18 protein-coding genes and 1 pseudogene are annotated in these 16681 nt (G+C 41.7%); 8 read left to right on the top strand and 11 right to left on the bottom strand.

Annotated features, from left to right (window positions below):
* Positions 1-144 precede the first annotated feature (144 nt).
* From MSHOH_RS11690 to MSHOH_RS11670, 6 genes and pseudogenes are all read left to right on the top strand, one after another.
* Positions 145-921, top strand: coding sequence for a GNAT family N-acetyltransferase (locus tag MSHOH_RS11690; protein WP_048143413.1), 777 nt, complete (start codon positions 145-147; stop codon positions 919-921).
* Positions 922-1024: 103 nt separating this feature from the next.
* Positions 1025-1648, top strand: a complete 624-nt coding sequence (locus tag MSHOH_RS11685) for a class I SAM-dependent methyltransferase (protein WP_052730830.1) — start codon at positions 1025-1027, stop codon at positions 1646-1648.
* A 241-nt stretch (positions 1649-1889) separates the two neighbouring features.
* Positions 1890-2456: a plasmid pRiA4b ORF-3 family protein gene (locus MSHOH_RS11680; RefSeq protein ID WP_048139837.1), complete on the top strand. Its 567-nt coding sequence runs from the start codon at positions 1890-1892 to the stop codon at positions 2454-2456.
* Positions 2457-2662: 206 nt separating this feature from the next.
* Positions 2663-2811: pseudogene (locus MSHOH_RS26035) on the top strand (IS5/IS1182 family transposase); the annotation flags it as partial.
* 222 nt (positions 2812-3033) lie between these two features.
* On the top strand, positions 3034-3663 hold the full coding sequence (gene pspAB, locus MSHOH_RS11675) for a PspA-associated protein PspAB (protein WP_048139835.1): 630 nt from the start codon (positions 3034-3036) through the stop codon (positions 3661-3663).
* Between the two features lie 249 nt (positions 3664-3912).
* Positions 3913-4479, top strand: coding sequence for a metal-dependent hydrolase (locus MSHOH_RS11670; RefSeq protein ID WP_048143411.1), 567 nt, complete (start codon positions 3913-3915; stop codon positions 4477-4479).
* A 122-nt stretch (positions 4480-4601) separates the two neighbouring features.
* On the opposite strand, the gene MSHOH_RS23785 is transcribed toward MSHOH_RS11670, so the two are convergent.
* Together MSHOH_RS23785 and MSHOH_RS11665 are read right to left on the bottom strand one after the other, a co-directional pair.
* On the bottom strand, positions 4602-4769 hold the full coding sequence (locus MSHOH_RS23785) for a hypothetical protein (RefSeq protein WP_158024137.1): 168 nt from the start codon (positions 4767-4769) through the stop codon (positions 4602-4604).
* Positions 4770-4816: 47 nt separating this feature from the next.
* A complete protein-coding gene (locus tag MSHOH_RS11665; protein WP_338037943.1) occupies positions 4817-5752 on the bottom strand; it encodes an ABC transporter permease in 936 nt (311 codons plus the stop codon).
* A gap of 643 nt (positions 5753-6395) precedes the next feature.
* Between MSHOH_RS11665 and MSHOH_RS11660 the strand changes: the two genes are divergently transcribed.
* Positions 6396-6857 (top strand): hypothetical protein, encoded by a 462-nt coding sequence (locus MSHOH_RS11660; RefSeq protein ID WP_158024136.1) that lies wholly within the window; start codon positions 6396-6398, stop codon positions 6855-6857.
* A gap of 186 nt (positions 6858-7043) precedes the next feature.
* On the opposite strand, the gene MSHOH_RS11655 is transcribed toward MSHOH_RS11660, so the two are convergent.
* Complete coding sequence (locus tag MSHOH_RS11655) at positions 7044-7973, bottom strand: carbohydrate kinase family protein (protein ID WP_158024135.1); 930 nt, start codon at positions 7971-7973, stop codon at positions 7044-7046.
* Positions 7974-8279: 306 nt separating this feature from the next.
* Here MSHOH_RS11655 and MSHOH_RS11650 point away from each other — a divergent pair, with 306 nt between their 5' ends.
* A complete protein-coding gene (locus tag MSHOH_RS11650; protein ID WP_048139829.1) occupies positions 8280-9632 on the top strand; it encodes an MATE family efflux transporter in 1353 nt (450 codons plus the stop codon).
* 113 nt (positions 9633-9745) lie between these two features.
* Here the strand turns inward: MSHOH_RS11650 and MSHOH_RS11645 are convergent, their stop codons facing one another.
* The 8 genes from MSHOH_RS11645 to MSHOH_RS11610 form a co-directional block, all read right to left on the bottom strand.
* Entirely contained in the window at positions 9746-10135 is a 390-nt protein-coding gene (locus MSHOH_RS11645; RefSeq protein WP_048139827.1) for a VOC family protein, read from the bottom strand.
* A 276-nt stretch (positions 10136-10411) separates the two neighbouring features.
* Positions 10412-11185 carry an ABC transporter ATP-binding protein gene (locus MSHOH_RS11640; protein ID WP_239450939.1) on the bottom strand — a complete coding sequence of 258 codons (774 nt, stop codon included), beginning with the start codon at positions 11183-11185 and terminating at the stop codon, positions 10412-10414.
* The gene (locus tag MSHOH_RS11635; protein WP_048139824.1) at positions 11182-12258 is read right to left on the bottom strand and encodes a FecCD family ABC transporter permease; all 1077 of its coding nucleotides are present in this window, start codon (positions 12256-12258) and stop codon (positions 11182-11184) included. Before MSHOH_RS11635 ends, MSHOH_RS11640 begins: the two co-directional genes overlap by 4 nt.
* 38 nt (positions 12259-12296) lie before the next feature.
* The gene (locus tag MSHOH_RS11630) at positions 12297-13232 is read right to left on the bottom strand and encodes a hypothetical protein (RefSeq protein ID WP_158024134.1); all 936 of its coding nucleotides are present in this window, start codon (positions 13230-13232) and stop codon (positions 12297-12299) included.
* A 92-nt stretch (positions 13233-13324) separates the two neighbouring features.
* A complete protein-coding gene (locus MSHOH_RS11625) occupies positions 13325-13957 on the bottom strand; it encodes a class I SAM-dependent methyltransferase (protein WP_048139820.1) in 633 nt (210 codons plus the stop codon).
* 8 nt (positions 13958-13965) lie between these two features.
* Positions 13966-14706: a DUF4198 domain-containing protein gene (locus tag MSHOH_RS11620; protein ID WP_048139818.1), complete on the bottom strand. Its 741-nt coding sequence runs from the start codon at positions 14704-14706 to the stop codon at positions 13966-13968.
* Between the two features lie 6 nt (positions 14707-14712).
* The gene (locus tag MSHOH_RS11615; RefSeq protein ID WP_048139816.1) at positions 14713-16062 is read right to left on the bottom strand and encodes an ABC transporter substrate-binding protein; all 1350 of its coding nucleotides are present in this window, start codon (positions 16060-16062) and stop codon (positions 14713-14715) included.
* On the bottom strand, positions 16059-16673 hold the full coding sequence (locus tag MSHOH_RS11610; RefSeq protein ID WP_048139815.1) for a cohesin domain-containing protein: 615 nt from the start codon (positions 16671-16673) through the stop codon (positions 16059-16061). The genes MSHOH_RS11615 and MSHOH_RS11610 overlap by 4 nt, the downstream gene beginning before the upstream one ends.
* Positions 16674-16681 lie beyond the last annotated feature (8 nt).

The raw sequence follows: 16681 nt of genomic DNA, 5'->3' as shown, positions 1-16681 counted from the left end.
CGAAATACCACGATAAAAAATCTCAAACTTAAAGTACCAAAATACCAAAAACGTCAGGTTATGGAACAGTATTATATCTCATATCAGATAGAAAAAGAAATAAAGAAAAAAACTGCAGAGTTATTAAGCATTTCATGGGGTAATATGACTGATATAGAAATAATAGACCTTATTCCGGAAAGCATTGCTGACTATGGAGTTTGTGGATACAAAGACCTGAAAAAAAATCTCGAGTTAAGGAGAAAAATAGACTGGTTTAAAGAGTATTACCCGAAAGGACTGAGAACAAAAATAATCTTCTCAAAAGAAGGCGGTTACCAGGGCATGATTGAATACATCCCCGGAAAATATGCGCACCGCCCGGTAAATGCAGAAGGGTATATGTTTATCCATTGTATCTTCGTCGGGTTCAAAAAAGAATTCAAAGGGAAAGGCTACGCATCTTCTCTGATTGAAGAGTGCATTAAGGATTCAAAAGAAGCAAATATGCAGGGTGTTGCCGTTGTTACAAGAAACGGCTCATTTATGGCTAAAAAAGATATTTTCTTAAAGAAAGGCTTTATTCTGGTTGATGAGGCCAGACCTGATTTTGAATTACTGGTTTTAAAATTCAACCAGGAGGCCCCAGATCCGAAGTTTAAAAACATGTCACTGGACGTGGAAAAATATGCAGAAGGTCTTACCATTATCCGTTCAGTCCAGTGCCCTTACTCGGTAAAGAACGTGGATGCTATATTAGAAACTGCCAGAAACAAACTGAAAATGAAAACCAGCCTGATTGATATTAAAGATTCAGATGAGGCTCAACACACGCCCTGTGCTTTCGGAACATTTTGTATTATTTATAATGGGAAGGTCATCAGTCATCATCCAATAAGTAACACAAGATTCGAAAATATTATGAAAAAAATGATAAAATAAATAGCTGAATATCTGGTGAAATACATCGAGGATTGAGACTCAAAAACAGACTGACTAATAATATATGAAAACGTTTTTCATGCTAAAGTGTACTTTATTAACTATGAAATCAGATGTCATTGAAGTGCATGACAGATCTGCTGACATCTATGACGATATGAGTATACTTGTAGAAAATCATGGGCACGAAGTGCTTTTTGGGCTGGCTTTTGAACATTTATCTACAGGGGACAGTGTCCTTGATATCGGCATTGGTACCGGACTCAGCTCTTACCTGTTCCATAAGGCCGGTCTAAAGGTATACGGGGTCGATGGTTCGGAAACTATGCTTGATATATGCAGGAAAAAAGAGTTTGCTGTTGAGCTAAAACTATGCGACCTGACAGCCGAAAGATGGCCCTATGAGGATGGAAAGTTCGAAAATGTGATAGCATGCGGAATATTTCATTTTTTTGAGAAACTTGATCTATTTTTAAAAGAAACGAATAGAGTACTGAAAAAAGATGGCACCTTCAGCTTTACCGTCATGGTCTCGGAAGATGACATCTCATATTATACCGATACCGGTTCAGGCCTCTCCATATATTACCATAGTGACTTCCAGATAAATGAATTATTAAATAAATATGGTTTCAGTATGTTAAAACATATTAACTTTTTTATCTATAAAGCACCCGACAAAAAGGAGAAGTTAATGTTTAAAGGTCATCTTGCCAAAAAGGTTTGACCACTCTTCTTAACGTGAACAGGACCTGAACATTGTTTTTTAGTGGTGTCCCACATGTAGTTCGGGGCAATTATTCATAATTTGATGTTTAAAACCATGAATAATCTCGTTTCCTGCTATCGGAAAAGTTCCTTCTCGGGCATCTTCAGGGAATATTCTTCCTGCATATCATTGATTTCTGATAAATATCCCCAAAACCTGAAATAGAGAGAATCAAATATTTTATATGGGTGAATAATCAGTGAAAAAGACTTTTGAGAAGGTTTACCAGTTAAAGCTTTCCGTAAAAGGCATTACTCCTGAGATCTGGCGGCGAATTCAGGTGCCGGAAGACTACACTTTCCTTGACCTTCACAAGGCTATTCAGACTTCAATGAATTGGGAAAATTATTATTTGCATGAATTCGAAATGTTAAACCAGAAGACAGGGAAGCCTGAAATAATCACAAGAGCCGACAATCATGAATATTTAGATCAAGAGCCGCCCGTGCCGGAGGAGAAAGCCAGAATTTCTGACTATTTCACGCTGGAAAACAAGGACGCTCTATACACATACAATTTCGGCGACAACTGGCAGGTAGAAGTTCTGCTTGAAAAAGTCCTTCCTAGAAAAAAAGGGACAAAATATCCCATCTGCACCGCAGGAAAGAGAGCAGCCGTTCCGGAAGACATAGGCGGGATATTGGGCTATGAAGATATGCTTGAAATTCTAAAGGACCCGGAGCATGAGGAATATGAGGACACTATATTATGGCTAGGAAAAGATTTTGACCCCGAATACTTTGACCCAAAAGACGTTTCTTTCTGAACTGCAAAAATTTCTGAATCTGGATCTGCGTCATCAATCAAGGAACTTCACGCTTGAAGCTATCTGGCTCTGTAGAAATCCTCTATTAGTTATTTTTACCCAAAAATTTATAAAAATGGGATTTTGAAGTCTCCTGTAAATATTCCAGGCGTGTTTATTCTTTATTCATTATTCCTTCTTCAATATTTAAACTAGTTTTGTCAAGAGTTCTAAAGCTATTTTACTCACATGGAGAAAAAATTCCCATTACAGCAATTGATGCAACTGGACTTACAAGTCCTTATGCAAGTTATATTACGCTCGAAGAACAGGAAAGCTCCGAAGAAGCTTCCTGAAAACTTCAATATCTGATGATATTATTAAAAAGTAGTATTAGAAAGGAAAATAAAAGAAATATACAGAAAACAGTTACATTTATCTTTGACAAGACAAAATACAATAAACGGAATATAACGGAAACAGTATTCTCTGTTGTTAAAAGGAAGTTTGGAGAAGTACGAAGGGCAAGAAAGTTCTATAATTAAGTAAAAGAAATAAAAATTAAATTAAAAACAAGATGATCAAGGAGATAAGCTGAATGGGTTTCAGGAATTTCATGGACGCGATTCTGGGGAGGAGCAGGCTTCCGAAAGCGAAAAGTGACAAGCTGTTTGCAATTTCTACAGCAAGCATTACTCTGGAAAGCAGCCTGGGTCTGAAACCTTCAGGGTTTGCAGGGATCTGTTTTAAGCCATTAGGGGCTACATCTTATGAATCTGCCAGAAAGGAGATCGAAGAGCTTCTGGAGTTCAGCTCAAAGGAGACTGAGACCGAGTTCAGGCTGGAAAAAGATGAGTTCAATTTCCTCTGGGCTATTTTTAAAGATCCTGATTTTGAAGACCTTGTTGCAAGCATTCATCTTGTAAGCCAGACCCTTGAAGACCGGGGCTTTGGTGAGCAGATTCTCTGTGCCATTTACAGATTTGACAGCGAACCTGAAATCCGAACAGCCGGACATAGTGAAAAAGCCCATGAAAAGGCTGGCAGCGGAAAAGCAGTTTACTGGATCTACAACTTTAAACAGGGAACTTATTATCCTTTTATTCCGCTCTCTGGCAAGCAGAGAGATACTCCCTTTGAATTCAGATTAAGGGCGGAAATGGAAAGGGAAATACCTGTCGAAAAGAATGTGGAAAAATGGTATCCTCTCTGGGGGATCCCTTTTTAAAATTAGCAGGCCTGAGTTTTATTTTTTTTCTATTTTCGGGCCTGAGCTTTCAATTATTTTTCTGTTTTCCAGGTCTTATATCAGTTTTTTCCTGTTTTTTTTAATTTGATTTGAATTCAAATTTCTGTTAATAAATATTGATTTTTGAAAACCCTGTATTTATGCCTCATAAAAATAAAGTATAATCAAGAAACTAAGGTATATCAAGAAACCGACAATGTTTTAATACAAAAAGATAGTTTAATTTTGATGCTTCTCTTTGGACATCTGGGCGTTACACTCGGGATATTTTTTGGACTTGGAATTTTTATACCCCGACTAAGAACTGTTATAGATCCAAGATATCTGGCAGTCGGAGCTATTCTGCCTGATTTAATTGATAAGCCAATAGGTGAAGTAATCTTTGCTTCAACTTTTGCAAGCGGGCGAATTGTAGGCCATACCCTGCTTTTCTCTCTTCTTCTATTTCTAACAGCTTTGTATATTTACGATAAAAGAAGAGATATTAGGGGCCTTTCCCTTGCTTCTGGCTCTTTTTTACATCTTTTTGAAGACGAAATGTTGTTAAATCCTCAAACTTTTTTCTGGCCTTTATTTGGATGGAGTTTTTCCAGAACCACAAAGGATTATTTGGGAATGGAACATTTAATGAAAATGCTGATTAAATCTTTTCACATTGACTTCTTACTAAATTACATTACTGAAATCCTGGCAGTGGTAATAGGGATCTTAATAGGAATCATTTTAGTTTTACATTGGTCGAACAAAAGAATTGAAAAGAAGAGTTCTGATGAAACTGTAAAAGAAGAACTTTAGTTATATGTAGACCTTTAAACTACAAAACAGGATCTAAATAATTGCTTTTCTTAATTTACTCCAAATTCCATGCTCAAATACAGAGGACTGCCAAATAATCAAAATATCTTCATTTAAGTAAATTATAATGCCAAAATAATTTTTATGATAAAGTATCCACATATTATGAAGCCAATTATGTATAATCCGGCTGTAAGAGTATCTGGTTTTTCAGCATTTTTTTTCATATTTTTCCTCTGATATTTTTCCTCTGTTTCACGTGGACTTATTTCCTCTTCAGGATATTTCATATTTATCTTGCCTGAACCTATTATGTAACTCTAGTACGAAGTTGTATTTATATTTTCGAAATGACCCTTTTGTTCAAGAACAGCAGGATCACTCCTAACAAAGCAAGAACAATACTATTGATGACGATTATTTTTCTCAGAAAACTTTCGTTAAACGTCTTTTTCCATACCGAAACATATTCACTGGAAATATAATTCTCGGCAGGATATTCCTGAAAAAGCTTATCTAATACTGATTTTTCTGCGCCATCTTCTGTATAGATGAAGATTTCGTTTGCGTACTCTGGATAGAAGTAATCATTCGTTTTCTTATAGTCTTTATTTCTGTTTATAAATTCTTTAAAAGTGCCCACATCATACTGATATAGTCCATAATTTCTTTTTGCATCGAAGGAGGTGTAACAAATATTATAGCTGTTTATGCCTACGATAGTATAGGTTTCATTGTCATAGTTTATCTTGTTGCCGATTGCTCGGGTCAGCATTTCATCGGTATATGCAAAGTGCTTTTTCAGCAATTTCTTTGAAATTGTAATTTCGTGGGCGTCGTCCCGAGGAAGCCTGCCTTCTTCCAGATATTCGGTCCTGTAGGGGATAGCAGTCTGATGAAGGTAATCCTGTGCTATAGATTCAGGCACTGCAATGAGATTTAATTTATCCCGTAATCTATCTTCTCCTGCAGTTGTATAAATGATGGGATCTAAATAGCTGCTATCATAAAGAATAACTTTTTCAACCCCTTCTATTGAAGCTATATAAGGGATGTCTTCGTAGCTTATCATCCGATTATAGTTTTCGGGATCTATATCTAACCCAGCACCTCTGACATAAATCGAATTAAGGTCCCCATATGTGTAGTCTGCCTGATAGGCAGCAATGATACTGCCTGGTGGTATGGTGTCCGTACAATAACCATTGGTAATCTGAGAATATGTGAACAAAAATAATCCTGTGATAACAATAAATGTTAGTAAAACTGACAGAACTTTGATTTTTTCGTTTGTGGGGATTATTTTTAGCCAACTCCTTGTTGTAAATTGGAAAATGTATCTGGCAAGCTGTAAAGTTTACCCCATATCCCTCAAGTTTCTTTTTTGAGTATTGTTCCATTAATATATACTTGTTTCCTGTGATCCAGTCTTCACTTATATCAATGATTGTTGAGGATAAAGTTCCAATCCTGAACCTCGGTTATAAAAAGTCAGGGCTTTATTATGTTTGAGAATTACTACCTGAGGTTAAAGGAATAAAGGGATATGAAAATAGTTATTGAGTCCTCCAACATGATGAAAATCATTTACCTTAAAGTAACGTATCTTTTACGGAACGTTTAAAAGCTGTAAAATGATATTTGATGAAAGAAAGAAATCTTTTGCTAAGGAAATTTTTGCTGTTAATCCGGTTTTTAAGACCTAATTTTGAGTCCTGCCAAAAGGCGAATCGCTTTGCCTCGAGGACTCAAACTTACAGGCTGTTCTATTTTTATTTTTATAACTCCATGAAAAGAAATATGCCAGTAGTATAATATATATACATTGGTATATCCTTATATTTAATCACATTATCATATAGTTATCAATATAAGTGGGAAGAGGTAAAATGACTCCGGTATGTGAAACTATCACATTGGATGACGAAAGAAATAAATGCATCACTCAAATAACTGCAAAAAACGGAACAAAAGTTCTTACGGTTACTCGATATATTAAATTAGAAAAGATGAACTGTATCGTAAAAATTTCCGTTTCCGAAAAGTACAGAGATTATTCATTCATGATAATTATAGAGTCTGCAAAAGGCTATTACCAGCCCTGGGTACATGGAAAAGGAAAATCAATCCTCAATTTTAGAAACGGCGTTGAGAAGAATTTAGTTAAGAAAAGCAAGACCAGCTCGGGAATAGGGGTGCTAACTACTTCCTTTAGCATGGAGTATTACCCGATGAAATCTTTAGTGAGCATTGCAATTCCAGAGATGTTCCAAGACCTGATCCTATCTATAAGCATAATTTCTCCAAAACAGTGGTCGCAGGCAGAAGAGTGGGATAAACTATCAAATAGTAATAATATAAAAACGGTACGCTGTTGAGTTAAGTATTAGCTTTAGGAGCGCGGAGGCAAGCGGGAGTCGACTTCCTCGCTCTCATTAGAAAGCAGGGAGAAGTGGTTCACCATTCATAGTAATGAGAGCGAGAGAGTGAATCTACCAGATTGCTTGCTGCCGGGTACACTACAACTTGATCTGTATTGTTATTGCCAATGTTGCGTACCCGCACTATCCTTTTTTCTTAAAAATTCCCAGCTCTTTAATAAGCTCTTCAGAATATTCAGGCACCGAACCCGATTTTGATGCTACATAAGTCCCAAGCATATTGGCAACTGATGCGGCTTTTGAAACTCCGTGCCCTGAAAGATAGGTATACAGAAAGCCTGCAGAAAAAGCGTCTCCGGCTCCGACAGTATCTGCCACTTCTACGGGGGTAGTTTCGATTTCTTCGTAGACTCCTTTATGGTAGACGGCAGACCCTTTGGGTCCTTTTGTTATGCAGATTACGGATATTTTCGAATACCTTTTCGAAAGTAAGCAGCAGAGAGTTCTGAAGGTGTGCACCGTACCAAAAAGCATATCGGAAACTGCTGCAGCCTCATCTTCATTCATTTTTAGGATTGTACAGTGTTCAAGGGAAGAAAGGATCCACTCTTCCGTATAGAACCCTGCTCTCAGGTTTATATCATAAAAAAAATGTTTTGCTTTTATTTCCGAAAACAGTCTTTTCAGAGTCTTTCGGTTTTCTTCTGACCTCTGGGCAAGAGTCCCGAAACAGAAAATGTCCCACTCTTCTCTGGCAAGAGCTTCAAACTTACTTCCATTAGGGGTAATTGCGTCCCAGGCTACGCCTTTGTTTATTGTGAAAATAGGGATCCCGCCATTTTTCAGCTCTACAGTAACGGTTCCTGTGGGCCTGTGCTCATCAATAAGGATATATGATGTATCGACCCCCATTTCTTCAGCCCTGGAGAGGAGAATTTCACCGAGTTCGTCCTTTCCTACTGCTGTAAGCACAGCCGGTTTTGCTCCCAGTTTTGCAAGATGGGCTGCAAGGTTTAGGGGAGCACCTCCCAGATGGGCTGTGCCTTTAATAATATCAAAAAGGGCTTCCCCGAATGTCAGGGCTTTGATCTGCTTCAATTGATCTTTTTTCACCTTTCCACTCCGTCATTCGTTCATACATAACTTATTCGCTTCATTATGTTCGAATTTATTTCACTATATTCAGTTTACTTTATTTGTATTCGGTTTATTTTGCTTTAATTCGGTTTACTTCAATGGCCGGATCTATTTTTGTTTTGATCTTAACTGGTCTCTGTTTCTTGATTTACTTTTTTCGTTCTCAGTTCTGGTTTCAGTGTTTGCATACTTACGAAATAGTTTTATATTATACTCGCTTACGGGACTTTCTGTTTAATCCAGATTACGGGGGAGGAGAATATACACGAGCACAGCAAATTCCTGGGTACCGAAAAGGTAGGCAAGCTTCTTTTCAAACTTTCAGCCCCCTCTATAATCGGGATGCTTGTTTATGCCTTTTACAATGTAGTGGATACTATCTTCGTTGGCAGGGCTCTCGGCGAGGAAAGCGTTTCCGGCATAGGAGGGCTGGTAATAGCTTTTCCAATTCACATGCTGGCACTCGGAATTGCAATTGGGCTCGGAGTAGGAGGAGCCTCAATTATCTCAAGGGCTCTGGGATCAAAAGAGCCATATAGAGCTGAAAAAGCCCTCGGAACCGTGTTTTTCCTGGGAGTTTCTTTGGGGTTTGTTTACTCGCTTGCGGGACTTATTTTCCTTGAGCCGCTACTGGAACTCTTCGGAGCAACGCCTGGAATTATGCCCTATGCGCGAGCTTATCTTGAGATTATAATGGCAGGTTCGGTTGTTTTTACCCTCGGGATCGCAGCCGAAGACCTCGTAAGAGCCGAAGGCAATGCTCGTTATGCAATGTTCGGAATGCTGCTCGGTGCCGGTTTGAATATCGTGCTTGATCCTCTCTTTATTTTCGGACTTGATATGGGAGTAAGAGGCGCTGCTATTGCAACAATCCTTGCCCAGTTTGCATCCACAGTCTTCCTGCTGCGCTACTTCCTTACTGGAAAAAGCTCGGTTGCCTTTAAACCAAGATTATTGGTGCCAGACTCTGTTATTTCAAAAGAAGTAGCAGCAATAGGTCTGGGTCCCTTTATTGTTGAAGCCTCAAACAGCACCATGATGGTTTTTGTAAACAATGCCCTTGCAACTTACGGAGGGGATGTGTCGATTGCAGCCTTCGGGATCATTCACCGTATGTTGCTACTTATCTTCCTGCCTATGCTTGGGATCTCTTTTGGTCTTCAGCCCATAGTTGGTTATAACTACGGCGCAAAACAGTTTTCAAGGGTTGTTGAATCGGTCAAAGTTGCCCTTAAGGTCAGCACTCTCTTTTCCCTTCCGGGGTTTTTGATTATGTTCCTTTTCCCGGCTCCAATTATTCATATTTTCAGCTCTGATCCTGAACTCACAGCCGTGGGAACTGATGCCATGTGGATTGTCGTGCTTGTCCTGCCATTCATAGGCTTCCAGCTCGTAGGCACAACCGTATTTCAAGCCCTTGGAAAACCGAGACCTGCTTTCATCCTGTCACTGGCAAGGCAGCTCCTTTTCCTGCTGCCCCTTGTGCTGGTTTTGCCAAGATGCTATGGGCTTGACGGAGTCTGGGCTGCGTTTCCAATTTCTGACTTTCTGGCGTGCATCCTTGCTGCCGGGTTAATGGGAAGGGAATATCGCAAGTTCAGGGCGAAGGAAAAAAGAGAAAAAATAAAACCCTAAGGTAAAGGTGTAAACCGAATCTTAGGGATGAACTGGATCTCAATATAATGGCTGAATTGAATTAAATGCTGAAATTAAGAGATCTGCCTAATAAGAAAAAAGTAAAGAAAAAGTTATTTAGCATTCATATCAGGCTGCATTATTCCAAACAGGTTTTTCTCTGTATCGAAGCAGTATGCAAGCCAGCCTATGCCAGGGATAGCTCCCTTTTCCATAGCCACTCTGCCGCCATGCTGCTTGATTTTATTCAAGTATTCATCTATATCCGGGACATCTATAGTGCATACATAACTGCTTATCGTAGTTTCTTCCCCAGGCTCTTTTCCCTGCCTTTTCATCAAGCCGCCATCAATTCCCGGCTGGTCCTGCTCACCTGTTGTTATAAGCCAGTAATCCATGGGACCTCCCCACTTCTCTAACTTCCAATCGAAAATATCCTCGTAGAACTTCTTTGCCCTTTCAATATCATCTGCATGTATCTCAAAGTGAATAACTCTTGGCATGGTAATTACCCCCCTGTTCTAATTAGATTGTTTGGATGGTATTTATATATTAATTTGAGCTTTATTTTTTAGAATATGTGCTTTCTCAATTCTGAAAAAGAAAAAGATAGGGTAGAAGGTTGAACAAAAGATAGAGGGTTGAATGAAAGATAGAAGGTTGAATGAAAGATAGAAGGTTGAATGAAAGGTAGAGGTTGAACGAAAGCAGCTTATGGAAGAGATAAAATACTTTCCTGTTCTGGATTCCGGAAGAGTTCGGATAAGTTCCGGCTTACGTTAGCCTGTCACAGGTTCTATCGGAATGATATATGGTCTCTTCCCATCGTCTTTCACCAGAGCTCTTACCCCATAGACCTGTTTTATATTCTCTACGGTGAGGACCGATGCAGGATTCCCGGCTGCAAATATTTTGCCATCTTTCATCATGACTATTCTGTCGGCATATCTTGAAGCCAGATTCAAATCATGAAGTGCCATGATCGCAGAGATTCCTTTGTCCTTCACAATATTCTTCATAATTTCCATGACCTCAAGTTGATGCCTTATATCAAGATTGCTGGTCGGTTCGTCAAGAAGAAGAATATTTGCCTTCTGTGCAAGTGCCCGTGCTATAAGTACCTTCTGCTGCTGACCTCCGCTGATTTCATTGATATCTCTCATGGCAAACTCCATCATCCCGAGCAGTTCCAGTACCTCCAGTACATAATCCAGGTCTTCTTTACCGCTCTTCCATCCAAGGTAGGGGCGTCTGCCCATAAGAACGGTATCTATAACAGAGGCAGGAAAAACACCTGTAATACTCTGCGGTACATAACCCATTTTCCTTGCGATTTCCATTCTGGTCATCTTACTGATATTATGATTGTCCAGTAATATGCTTCCGCTTTTAGGATTCAATATCTGGTCGATACATCGGATCAGTGTGGATTTCCCTGTCCCGTTTGGGCCTACAATGCCAAGAACTTCTGCGGGATTCAGTTCCATTGATACGTTTTCGAGAACAGGTATGCTGTTATAAGCAAATTCAACGTTGTTTACCTTCAGTTTCACCAGTATTCCCTCTTTCGTTTCATAATCATATACAGAAAAAGCGGGGCACCCATAAAGGCAGTTATCGCTCCGACAGGAAGAATTATAGGAGCCAGAACTCTTCGTGCTACAAGGTCTGCGCTAATAAGTAGCAATGCACCGAAAAGGCCGGAAACGGGAAGGACAAACCTGTTATCACCTCCTATGGCAATGCGCGTCAGATGCGGAGCAACCAGGCCTATAAATCCGATTGTTCCCGTAAAACACACAATGCATGCGACCAGCAGAGTTGTGACTGCCATCAGAATGACCCGGGTACGTTTGACGTTCACACCCAGGCTTGCTGCGGTTTCGTCTCCTGCAGCCATTATGTTGAGATCCAGCGATTTTATCATAAGCAGAGGAAAGCAGCATATAAGTGCTCCGAATATGATTTTGACTTTAGGCCAGGAGAACCTATCAAGGTCCCCAACTGTCCAGAAAACTGCTTCTTTTACGGCTTCTGCTTCGCCAAAGTATTGAAGGATCGTCGTCATTGCAGCAAACAGGTACATCATCGCAATGCCAGCCAGAATCATAGTTTCGGGCGTTGCACCTTTTCGATTTGATAACCCCAGAATTGTAAATGAACATAATAGAGCAAACAAGAATGCATTGCCCACAATAAGATAATCTCCCCCGATGATTCCTACACCTGTAAGGATTGCAAGGGATGCCCCGAAGCTGGCACCTGAAGATATGCCAAGCGTATAGGGACTCGCAAGCGGATTTTTGAGAATTGCCTGCATTACACAGCCTGCAACCCCAAGCCCGAAACCGGCTACAATGCCCATGAATATTCGAGGAAGCCTGAGGTTCCATACGAATACATCTGCAAGTTCACCTGACTCAAAGTAAGCCGGAAATAACCTGTGCAGGATTGAAGAATAAGTCTCCAAGACGGTGAGATTTGCAGACCCTAAAGAAGCGGATATGCCTGCTACGAGGATTATTGAGGCTAGAAGGAAAAAAATAAATGATAATTTTCTCCCAATAAACTTATTGTATTGGATTTTAACTTCTTCTTTAGTCAAAGTATGCTGTTTTGTTTCCAAGGATACACATCCAGTGCAATAGATAGTTTATTGCATTTTTAAGCCAGCAATAGAGTAAGAATCATTAAGATAGTAAGCCCAAGGCGTAGCCCTGCACTTACCGAGATTATTTTCAGGCTCAACCCGGGCCCGAAAATCCCGGAATAATACGGGAGCCTGTGTGTAAGGATGTATCGGGTACTGACCAGAAGGTTACCTGCAAGTAAGGTTAACAACGCTAGCTTAAAGTCCAGAACCTCTGTTTCCATTAAATCTGCAACCGTAACATATGCAGCCGTGGGGTTGGCAACTACCAGCGGAACAACTGCCAGAGCCTCCGGAGGTAGCGGCATCCAGCCAAGATATTGAGAGAGGATATCAAATGCTCCCAGATCGATGAGAACAAAGACGAGAATGCTCACAGGAAATGCGAAGAGCACAACTCGCTTTAAAAGTTTCACCGAATTGAGAACACTCCGTTTGAGAGCGGTCTTTATAACCAGTTTCCTGTCCTCGGTTTCAGACGCAAATTCGCAGTCTGTACAATTTTTCCGGGTCAAAAGTGCTCTGCCGGCAATAAATACGAGCAGAGCTACTATCGTGCCGTTCAGTACGAATAAAGAGAGATATGCAATGCCTACTATCCCTAGAACCGGTATAATCGTAGGGGAGATGTAAACAAAGCTTTCGTAGATAGTCTGGGGAAACCAGGTTGCTACGGTTGCCAGTAAAGTTTCTTTCTGGTTTATCTTTCCTTCACCGTAAAATTCCGAGATCATCGCTACTGCCGCGATTGGCGAACCAAAAGCGGTCATAAACGCAATTCCCGAATGGGGAGTGAAATGCGCTTCGTGCAGTATCGGTTTCATAACCGGAAACAAACGATCGAATATCCCTAACTCGACTGCGATGCTCGCCAATAATATCCCGACGACCGTAAAAGGGAAGACAGAGATCCAGAGTTCAACTGCACGTATTACCGAGTCGATTACCATGGCTATTACTGTGGTTTGCTTTTCTGTGGTTTGCTTTTCTGTGGTTTGCTTTTCTGTGGCTTGCCTTCCGTGGCTTGCTTTCCGTGGCTTGCTTATACCTTCTCTCCTTCCACCAACATCATTTTGTTGAATACCCTGACCGACACGTTCACAAGCCCTGCAGCTTCAAACATGCTGATAACCTCACCCGGGTCAGCTCCGTTGTAAAAGGGTAATTCTTTTCCGATCTCTTCTCCAAAGTGATGGTTTCCGGGATGAGAATGCCTGGCCGGGATATCTGTCAGGACTTTGCCTCCGGGTTTTGTCACTCTCGCCCATTCTTTAAATGCAGAGCCCGGATTTGCCAGAGTCCAGATCAGGTGCCGGCTGACAACCGCATCAAACTGCTCAGCCTCAAAGGAGAGATTTTCCGCATCTTCAACAACAAAATTTACGGAATTTCCTGTCTCTTCCATCTTCTCTTTTGCCTTTTCCAGTTTACTCCTTGCCCAATCCGCTCCTGTGATGTCGTATCCCAGCTCAGCCAGCAGCAGCGCTAAAAAGCCGGTGCCGGTTCCCATATCCAGAATTTTCAGTTTCTGGTCGGTTCCCAGGAGCTGGGTGATCACTTCTGTCCAGAGTTTTTTCTCATCTTCGGAATGCACTCCATGGGCTGCAATGGCATCATAATCGTGTTCTTCAGTGTCCCACCATTCTTTTATTTGCGGTTTTATTTCCGTTTCCATATTCTCACCTAATTCTTACTTACGTCCATAATAGTAAAAGTTGCAGTCATTACCTTTTTGTCGTATAGGCCCTTGACGCTTTTTTCAGGGTCCCGATATCCGACCTTGAACATCCACTTCCCACTTTTTTCCAGTTCAATGTCAACCAGGCCTTCAGGGTCGGTTGTTATTTCGATCGGATTTTCCCGGTTGTCGGCATGTATTCCATATACAATTACATCAGGCAGTGCATGCCGGTCATATAATACCTTCAACAGGACGTGTTCTCCGACCTTATACTGCCTGTAGTCAAGCGGAATTATCTCCAGTTCATGCCCAACCGTCAGATCATATTCTGCCTGACAATCCCCTACCGGAATGATGGTTTTTGTATACTGGTAGTAATACTTCGGGCCCTTCAGTCCGGGATGAGGTAAATTCAGAATTCCGCCGTCATATTCTACTCCAATAGTGTGATATCCTTCGAAAGCCGGAGTGAATTGCATCGATAAGTGATTCTCTGCGGCACTGACCTCAACGGCGCGATTTTCTCCCAGGGCACTGAAGACAGCAGGAGTCACTTTTTCGACCTGAATCGCTCTGTCGCTTTTCATATTATGCCCGAAACAAAGGTCAAACGCTATTGGATCTCCGGGAGAAACATTCTGCATGCAGTGTTCGACCCAGATCTCATGCCCGCGCACGATATCGGGGATATCTTCCTCAAAAAAAAGAAAAGAGGTTTCTTTCCGGGAAACTTTTTGCACCATAGTTCGTCACTCCGGAAGCGGATAAACCCAGGTCCCGGAGACCTCCAGGTTATGGAATTTTTTGAGATACTCTTTGTGGATTTCTTCCGGGTTGATGTCCTCAAACAGCTCAGGGTGCATACATTTAGCAAAGTAGATGCGCCCTATTACCCACCTGGGTCCCCCGATAACATCTCTATCGACCAGATAGACGTTATTGTTTTTCACAGCATTTACCCTCTCGAACCCTGGCCTGCCTGAAAGGACTTTTGCCAGCAGATTTTCCATGTCCTCTTCCGTTTTTCCAGGACCGCTGTCAAAGCCTTTCATTAAATCGGCAAACATGAAGTCAGGGTTTTTCACTATTATCCACTCGGGGTCCACTTCAACCGAGGTACCTGCCAGTCCAGCAGCTATATTGTGCCCTCCGGCTCCTTCGGCCACCTTCCCTGCACTGGGGTCCTCCGGGGTTATTACCCACCAGTTCTCATCGCCTCCTGACATGTATTCGTAATAGAAAGTCGGCATATCATCGGACTTCAGGTCCCGGGTTTGTTCGCTTACGAGATCTTCATATCTCTGCATCCAGCTGATTAGTTCGTTAGCTTCTTTTTCCTTTCCCAGAACAAAACCCATGGTTGTTAAATCGGAATCTATGGTTTTCTGGGAGGAAAGGCCCATTGAAACCACAGCCGTATTGGGAAGATTTTTAGCTATATCTTCGGCATTTTCCGCCTGTGAGAGAGGCAAAAGGACTATGTCGGGTTTGAGGGTGAGCACCATTTCATAATCAACCGATTTACCGTGCACTGCAACCTCAGGAAGATCTAAAAGCCCGAATTCATCCATGCGCTCATGGAAAGCCCGGTCCACTCCCACGATCATATCTCCTGTCCCGAGAGCAAGCAATGTTTCTGTAGTGCGGTAATCCGTGGGAATGATATTTTTGACCGGTAAAGCCACATTTACCTGTCTCCCAACTCCGTCAACAAGCGTAAGCTCCTTTGCTTTTCCAAGACTAATCAGCTCGGTTTTCGTTACATCAAGCATATCGATGCTGTTATCCCCTGTTGCGTCTGCAAATCGCGTCGGGTTGCCTGAGCCCAAGATAATGCTTTCGGTATACTCCACATCTTTCATATCTATGGTCCCGTCTTCGTTCGCGTTTCCGAGAATGCTAAGCATGATATCCGGTGAAGAAGCAGAACCCGATACAGCCATAGAATCAGATGTATTCCCAGGATCAGATGCATTCTCAGAATCAGACGTATCGGCAAGATCCGATGCATTAGCAGAACCCGATGCAAGCGCAGGTGATGCCAGTAGCAGCAAGCCAATGATCATTCCAGCCAGGACTTTTGTTTTCATGCCGTTCATCTCTGTTCACTCCTGGCCAGATACATAGCCGTGGTCAAACCTGCAAGAGTAAACACAATCTCAAATCCGGGCGTGGCTCTCTGCGTACCTTCCGCTTCGACACCTCTAAAATCCGCATCGACGCCACCGGCTTCAGCAACTCTCCAGTCCGTATCGATACTCTTAGCTTCGGTATCCCCGAGTAGCCCGTCGGAAATACGGAATCCGCTTTCCCCATCACCAATAACTTCAAACCCGATTCTGGCAAGCTGACCCGAACCATTCACTCCGGTGACCCCTTCAAGATTAAAGATTACTCTGACCTTCTTGCTGTCGGCCTCACGCCACTGCACCGGTATTTCCGTCTCCCTGATGCTTCCGTTCTCAACACCGACAACTCTCAGGGCGTCCGAATTAAATAATAAATCAAACTGCCCCGCATCAAGGTCCTTGACATTCTCGATATTTACAGTTGCATAAACCGTATCTCCCTCCACCAGCTCAGGCGTGCTCAAACTGACAATTGTCTGCTGCGCCTGGCCCGGAACTGCCGTAAACACCAGAACCAGTACTGCAAAGCAGGTCCCGAACAGGACGCCTCTCTTCAAATCTTTCCATGGATTTTTTTTCATCCGATCAC

The sequence above is a fragment of the Methanosarcina horonobensis HB-1 = JCM 15518 genome, from assembly GCF_000970285.1.
Taxonomy (GTDB): domain Archaea; phylum Halobacteriota; class Methanosarcinia; order Methanosarcinales; family Methanosarcinaceae; genus Methanosarcina; species Methanosarcina horonobensis.
This window is presented reverse-complemented; position numbering and strand designations above follow the sequence as displayed.